We start from the raw sequence: 6,548 nt of genomic DNA, 5'->3' as shown, positions 1-6,548 counted from the left end.
TGGTGGGCCCCGCGCTGGCCGGCGACGACCGCACCGACCCGCTGGTCTCGATGCAGCACTTCTGGCGCCATGCCGCCGAACAAGGCCTGTCCATCCCGGCCGGCGCCATCGTCACCACCGGCACGCTCATCAAGCCCTGGGACACGATGACCCCCGGCACCTACGAAGGCCGGCTGGGTGAGGCGCGGGTGGTGTTTTCGGTGGCAGACGCGGTGGCGTAGCGCAGCTTCGGCCGGGTGGGCCACAATCGTCTGTAACAGAAGCCTGCACCGCGTCGGGGAGCGGCGGGCTCCCCACCCTCAGGCAGACCGTTGTGACCCCACTGAATCACGTCGAGGAAGTGGTGCTCGTCGAAGACGACCACCAGCACGCCGCCTGGTTGCGAAGCTGCATCGAGCAGCAGCCCGGCCTGTCCCTGGCCTACTGGGTCGTGAGCGTCGAGGCCTGCCTGCACCTGATCCAGGGCTGGCGGGGCAAGCCGCCGGCATTGGTGCTGCTGGACCTGCACCTGGGCAATGGCAGCGGCCTGACCCTGCTGCCGGTGGCCCGCGAGCGCTGGCCCGACACCCATGTGATGGTGGTCTCGCAGCGCAGCGACGAACACAACTTCGTGCAGGCGCTGCGCCGCGGCGCCCGTGGCTACCTGGTCAAGGACGGCGACAGCGATGCCGTGGCCGCGGCCATCAATGCGGTGCGGCGCGGCCAGTTCCTGGTCAGCCCGGGGGTGGCGCGGCATCTGCTGGCACTGGGCAGCGCGGCCAGCAACGATGCCGCGGCAGCCGAAGCGCCGCCAGAGCCCGCGCTGGCGCTGACCGACCGCGAACGCCAGGTGCTGGTCTGCCTGGCCGAAGGGCTGAGCTATGGCGACACGGCGCGAAGCATGGCCATCAGCCAGTCCACCGTGCAAACCACATCCGCCACCTCTACCGCAAGCTGGACGCCACCTCCAAGGTCACGGCGCTGATGCGCGCCCGGCTGCTGGGCGTGCTGGGCCGTGGGTGAGGGCCGGCTGCGCATCGCAGCCGTCTGCCTGGTGGCCTTGTGCCTGGCCGCGCTGTGGGCCTGGCTGCACCGCATCGGGCCCGGTGATGCCCAGCCGGCCTCGGTGGCCTTGGCGGTGGCGGCGCCGGTGCTGCAGCCCGGCGAGCTGCTGACGATGACGCAGGCTCAGTGGCAGCCGGCCGATGCCGCGCCGCAGGCGGTGCGCCTGCCGCATGTGTTCGGCCCGGCGGGTGTGCGGCCGCAGGGGCAGCTGGTGCACTACCGCCTGCAGCTGCAGCTGCAGGCCCCGCCGGCCGAGGCCTTGGCCGTCTTCATGCCCAAGGTCAGCCTGGCCGGCCGGTTGCACCTCAATGGTCGCGATGTGGGCGGCTGCGCGCTGGCGCCGCTGGCCCAGTCGCGCTGCCTGCACCAGCCGCAGCTGCTGCTGCCGCCGGTGGATGCGTGGCGGGTGGGCCTCAACCAGCTCGACTTCGAGGTCTGGGCCGACGCGCGGCAGCCCAACGGCCTGAGCCCGGTGACGGTGGGCCCGCTGTCGCAGCTGCGGCCGGTGTACGGCGTGCGCTATTTCTGGCAGGTGGAGGTCATCCACATCCTGACCCTGGCCCTGCTGACCATGGGCGTGCTGACGATGATCTACGGCGTCTGGCTGGACCCGCAACAGCGCACGCTGTGCCTGCTGTTCGGCGGCTCGAGCATCGTCAATGCACTGTGCGACCTCAACATCCTGGTGGAGGTGCCGCCGGTCAGCATCGAGCTGTACAGCTGGTTCACCTTCTCGGTGCGCATGGTGTCGATGCAGATCTTCACCGTCACGCTGCTGGCCTACTTCAACCGCCTGCCGCGCTGGGGTTGGCCCGGCTGGTGCCTGTGGCTGGGCGCAGCACCCGCACTGGTGTGGCTGAGCGGCAATGCGCTGGTGGTGGTCAAGCTGCTGTACCTGCCGGTGGGCGCAGCGGTCATCGTCACCATGGTGCAGGCGGTGTTCTGGGCCCGGCAGTCGCGGCAGGCGCAGCATCGGCTGGTGATGTGGCCGGCCGGCGTGCTGCTGCTCACCGGCCTGTTCGACTTCGTCAAGCTGCTGGGCGGCACCAGCTTCGATGCGCGTTTCCTGCTGCCCTACAGCTACCCCAGCACGCTGCTGGTGATGGGCTATCTGCTGCTGAAATTCCTGGCCGATGCGCTGGCCGCGCAGCGCCGGCTGTCGCTGTCGTTGGAGCAGCAGGTGGCCGAGCGCGAAGGCGAACTGCGGCGCACCTATGCCCAGATGATGGAGGTGGAGCAGGCCCGCCTGCGCGCCGAGGAGCGCAGCGCGCTGCTGGGCCATGTGCACGACGGGCTCGGCTCGCAGCTGGTCAGCGCACTGGGCCACACGCAGGACACGCTGCCCCGCGCGGTGGCCGACTTCCGCTACCGGCTGCAGACACGGCTGGCCGGCGCGCGGCCCACCCTGCACTGGCAGATCGAGCTGGACGGTGTGCCGGACTACCCCCAGCGCGACGTGCTGCAGCTGCTGCGCATGCTGCAGGAGGCCAGCAGCAATGCGATCCGCCATGCCCAGGCCCGCCACCTGCACATCGGCCTGGTGTGGCGCGAGGGCGCCCTGACATGGTGGGTGGAAGACGATGGCTGCGGCATGCCGCAAGAGCTCCTGTCGGACGAAGGCATGCTGACCCATGGCGGCAACGGCCTGCGCAGCCTGCACCAGCGGGCACGGCACCTGGGCCTGCAACTGCAGCTCAGCAGTGCGCCTGGCCGCACGCGGTTGGCGGGGCACTGGGTGCATGCGCCCGCCGGCACCCGCACGACCTGATCAGGTCTGCTGCCTGGGCGGCTTGAGCGGGCCGATCAGCTGGCCCAGCAAGGTGGGTGGCACCGGCGTGTCGGTGCCGTAGCCCGCGGGCCATTGCCCAGGGGGCAGATGCAGCGTGCCGAACAGCCGGTCCAGGCCGGGCAGCAGCGCGGCGAAGTTCTTGTCGATCGCATCCGCCTGGCCATGGGCATGGTGCCAATGGTGAAAGCGCGGCGTGGACAGCAGCCCCTCCAGCCTGCCCAGGCGCCAGTTCACGTTGGCATGCACGAAGTAGCCCCAGGCCGTGCCGATGACCACCAGCAGCAGCGGCGCCCAGTCGACCTGCGCACCCGCCGGCTGCAGCAGGCCCAGTGCGTGGGCCGGCACCAGGCCGCACAGGCGCTGCAGGGCCATGTCCAGCGGATGGGCGCGGGTGTTGACCAGCCAGTCCATCTGCTCGGCGCTGTGGTGCACCGCATGCAGCCGCCACCACCAGGCCCACCGGTGCGCCCACCGATGGCCCCAGTAGGCGCCCAGGTCGGACACCACCAGGGCCAGCAGCAGCCGCAGGCCCAGCGGCAGTTCGGCCGCAGCCTGGTAGTAGGCCGCGGGCACCGCCTGGTGCAGCAGCGCGGCCAAGGCCGACAGCGGCAGCGCCAGCAGCAGCCGCGGCGCGAAGCTGCTCAGCACGAAATAGCCCAGGTCCACCTGCCAACCCGGGCGCAGCAGAGGCTGGCGCCGCACCGGCCAGCGCCGCTCTGCCAGGCCGAAGACCAGCAACAGCAGCAGCCAGGCTGCTGCGCGCAGCATCTCTGCCATGGCCGTTCAGCGCTGGTGGCGGCGCCGGCGCACGACCAGGCTCACCACGCCGGCACCGGCCAGCAGCAGCGCCAGGCTGGAGGGCTCGGGCACCGGCGGCGTCACGGGGGTGAGCACCACGCCGTCCAGCAGCGACAAGGGCGGCAGGCCGCTCGGGCCGGTGGCCAGGAAGCTCAGCACCTGGGTGGCCGCGCTGGCGGTGAAGGTGGTGGTGGCCACCGCCCAGTCCAGGAAGCCGTTGGCCGGGATGGTGGTGCCCGAACCGCCGACGCTGAAGGTTTCACCGGTGGTGCCGGCGGCGCCGAAGCTGACGTCCCAGCCCACCCAGTACGGACCCGCCGAGCTGGGAATGTCGGTGAACTGGGCGCCGCCCCACTCGAAGCTGAGCGTGTACTGCTGGCCGACCGTCAGGCCCGAAATGGTCTGGGTGAGGGCGCCGGTGGCATAGCCGCCGTCGCCACCCAGGAACTTGCCGCCGTTGCTGCTGGTGCGGAAGCCGTTCGGCACGCCATTGTCCGGGCCCCAGACGAAGATGTTGGTGTTCAGCGAGGGCGTGTTCTCCGAGGCGAAGCCACCGACCAGGCCATGAATCTGGTCGTCCCCCGACTCGTCGAGGATGAAGTTGAAGGCCGTCACGTTGCGCTGGGCCTCGGGCGACCACACCGTGGGGTTGGTCCAGCCGGTGCCGGCAACGACGCTGCCGATCTGGCCGACGCCGGTGGCTTCGAAGTCGCCGTTGGTGACGAGGTTGGTGGGCGGCGAGGCCATGGCGCTGCTGCAGGCCATGGCGATGAGGGCGGCGCCAAGGTATTGACCTTGCGACTGGAAGCGATGCATGCGGACTCCTGTGGGGTTGTAGCGGCCTTCCGCGCTGGCCATCGAGGCGATGGCGCCGAGCGCTTTGGCTGTTTCCGATGCTAGTAACCAGGTGTTCGCATCACCATCGTATGAACATGTGAGGGCCTCGCCGGCCTGCAGCCGGGGCGACCGGCCCACCCCGGCGGCGGGCGAGCGATCACGCCGTGTCACCTCCACGCCTGGCCCGCTGGGCTTGTACGGCGGCCTGCGCCTGCTCGGTCGGCAGCGCCGGCCCGATCCGGTCCAGGATGTCTTGGGGCCAAGGCACCTCGCGGGCGGTGATGCAGCTCAGCCGATGGGTGGTCGCCATCGCCAGGCCCAGGGGCACCATCAGCGGCGACAGAAGGTGCAGCAGGCCCATCAGCCACGGGCTCTCACGCCAGCGCCCTCGCCAGCCCGGGCCGAAGACGCTGACGATGCCCAGGCTTTGCCGCCAGCCCTGTGGCAGCGTCGTCTCTCGCAGGGTTTCGCCCGGCTGCAGCGGCGGGCCGTTCTCGTTCATGTAGCGGCGCAGGTGTTCCCAAGCGGCGGGCACGGTCGACTCGGTCAGCGACATGGGCTCGCCCAGCAGCAGTCCGTCGCCGGCCAGGGCTTGAACAGGCCGCGAACACCGCCGGGCGGCGTGCGGTGCATCCGGTAGACCTTGCGGTGTCGGCGATCGAAGAGGAGGGGCAGGTCCAGGGGGCTGAACAACTCTCGGCGGCCATACCAGGCCATGAGGCGGAGGCCCGCGCACACAAGGGCCAGCGCCGACGGCAAAACGATGAGCACCGTGACCCGGAGCCCGCGGGGGCTGAAGTTGAACCACGGCGCAAGGCACGAGGCGCCCCACAGCAGGCCGCCCCCGCTCACCAGCCCGCCGAACAGGAGCGCGAGACCGCGGACCTCGTTCTCTGCGGTGGCGTATTCAATGGCATGTTGATGCACGCGGCTGACCCAGCCTCCCGAGCTGGGCATGGCCGCAGCGCACTGGCCGTGATCGAATGTCTTGCGGACTACCTGTTCGCGCGCCATGGGCCTGCCTGCTGCGTCCAGTTCGCGTCGGCGGCGCGCCGGCTGACAACGTGGCCATCCAACGCAGCCGTGCTCAACCCGGTGCGCAAGCCGGGCGGTATGCGGGCCCGGCCGGGTTCGCTGGCGGCGGGCTGCGGGGGCAACTGGGGCGTGACCCGCACGCCTTGTGCGGCGCGGATCAGGCCATCGACGTCGTTCATGTCCCACGGTGGCAGCTTGGCCGGAGGAAGGGGCAGCACGCGGTCGAGGTTGGGGAAGCGAAGGTCGGGGTTGTCGTAGAGGGCGTTGCCCAGTTCGAAGTAGCGTTCTGAACGGTCTTTATCGATAAAGGCAGAGCCGACGAGGGCGTCGCCTTCATCAAAGGATACAGATAAGTATTTGGCCGCCGATTCGCTGCCGTACTTGACTCCGTCGTGGAGTACCTGCAAGGCGTGGGCGTACTGCTCGGCGGGGGTTTTGAAGCGCGGAAGGCGGCGGGAGGAGTTGGCGTCCTCGTCCAGATGCTTGCCCAGCAGATGGCTGGCCTCTGCATGCCCTTGCGCATGGGCGCATTCCAGCAGCACGGTCTTCAACTCAAGGTTCGCCCACTCAGCCAGCGTCGGCGTTTCTTGCTCCCGGCTCGCAAATGTCAGCGCCTTGGCGATGCGCGTCTGCGCCAGCGGGCTGCCGAGGTCTGCGGCTAGCTCCCAGAAGGCCCAGGCCCGGTCCACGCTCGGCTTGACGCCATTCCCAATGGTGTGCAGCTCACCCATCCAGTAAAACGCATCGGCCAAGCCCAGGCGCATCAGCCGCTCGAGGCCCGAGACGATGACTTCGGGACGCTGCGGCTCCACGCGGAAGCGGCCCTTCTCACTGTTCTCGCCCGCACCGCTGCGCGCGGTGTGCAGCCACATCAGCGCCGCCTTCCAGTGCCCTTGGTCCGCGGCCTGCTGCCACAACTGCATGGCCCGCGGCCAGTTGCGCTCGTTGGGCCACAGCGCGGGGCTGGTGAGCTGCATGGCTTCTTCGTGCAGCGCCTGCGCGGCAGGCGTGGGCGCCGCCATGCGCTCGGCCTGGTGGCGACAGA

The 6,548-nt window shown here is 70.1% G+C and carries 7 protein-coding genes and 1 pseudogene; 3 read left to right on the top strand and 5 right to left on the bottom strand.

Annotated elements, in window-relative coordinates:
- From ABNT58_RS22180 to ABNT58_RS22170, 3 genes and pseudogenes are all read left to right on the top strand, one after another.
- A pseudogene (locus tag ABNT58_RS22180) lies at positions 1-221 on the top strand (hypothetical protein); the annotation flags it as partial.
- Positions 222-313: 92 nt separating this feature from the next.
- Positions 314-964 carry a response regulator transcription factor gene (locus ABNT58_RS22175; protein WP_348755575.1) on the top strand — a complete coding sequence of 217 codons (651 nt, stop codon included), beginning with the start codon at positions 314-316 and terminating at the stop codon, positions 962-964.
- A gap of 30 nt (positions 965-994) precedes the next feature.
- Complete coding sequence (locus ABNT58_RS22170) at positions 995-2,812, top strand: ATP-binding protein (RefSeq protein WP_348755574.1); 1,818 nt, start codon at positions 995-997, stop codon at positions 2,810-2,812.
- Here the strand turns inward: ABNT58_RS22170 and ABNT58_RS22165 are convergent, their stop codons facing one another.
- The 5 genes from ABNT58_RS22165 to ABNT58_RS22145 form a co-directional block, all read right to left on the bottom strand.
- Complete coding sequence (locus ABNT58_RS22165; RefSeq protein ID WP_348755573.1) at positions 2,813-3,610, bottom strand: sterol desaturase family protein; 798 nt, start codon at positions 3,608-3,610, stop codon at positions 2,813-2,815.
- 6 nt (positions 3,611-3,616) lie between these two features.
- A complete protein-coding gene (locus ABNT58_RS22160) occupies positions 3,617-4,447 on the bottom strand; it encodes a PEP-CTERM sorting domain-containing protein (protein WP_348755572.1) in 831 nt (276 codons plus the stop codon).
- A 178-nt stretch (positions 4,448-4,625) separates the two neighbouring features.
- On the bottom strand, positions 4,626-5,003 hold the full coding sequence (locus ABNT58_RS22155) for a hypothetical protein (protein ID WP_348755571.1): 378 nt from the start codon (positions 5,001-5,003) through the stop codon (positions 4,626-4,628).
- A gap of 11 nt (positions 5,004-5,014) precedes the next feature.
- Positions 5,015-5,482 (bottom strand): hypothetical protein, encoded by a 468-nt coding sequence (locus tag ABNT58_RS22150; protein WP_348755570.1) that lies wholly within the window; start codon positions 5,480-5,482, stop codon positions 5,015-5,017.
- Positions 5,464-6,548 (bottom strand): DUF6396 domain-containing protein (locus tag ABNT58_RS22145; RefSeq protein WP_348755569.1); only part of this gene is annotated, 1,085 nt, incomplete at its 5' end. The genes ABNT58_RS22145 and ABNT58_RS22150, both read right to left, overlap by 19 nt.

Origin of the sequence: uncultured Aquincola sp. (assembly GCF_964001545.1) — a bacterium.
Lineage (GTDB): Bacteria > Pseudomonadota > Gammaproteobacteria > Burkholderiales > Burkholderiaceae_C > Aquincola.
The sequence above is the reverse complement of the archived record's forward strand: the minus strand, read 5'-3'. Positions and strand labels throughout refer to the sequence as shown.

Coding starts and splice junctions, on each gene's coding strand:
- ABNT58_RS22165 (WP_348755573.1), bottom strand. CDS start 3,610: ATGGCAGAGATGCTGCGCGCAGCAGCCTGGCTGCTGCTGTTGCTGGTC.
- ABNT58_RS22150 (WP_348755570.1), bottom strand. CDS start 5,482: ATGGCGCGCGAACAGGTAGTCCGCAAGACATTCGATCACGGCCAGTGC.
- ABNT58_RS22160 (WP_348755572.1), bottom strand. CDS start 4,447: ATGCATCGCTTCCAGTCGCAAGGTCAATACCTTGGCGCCGCCCTCATC.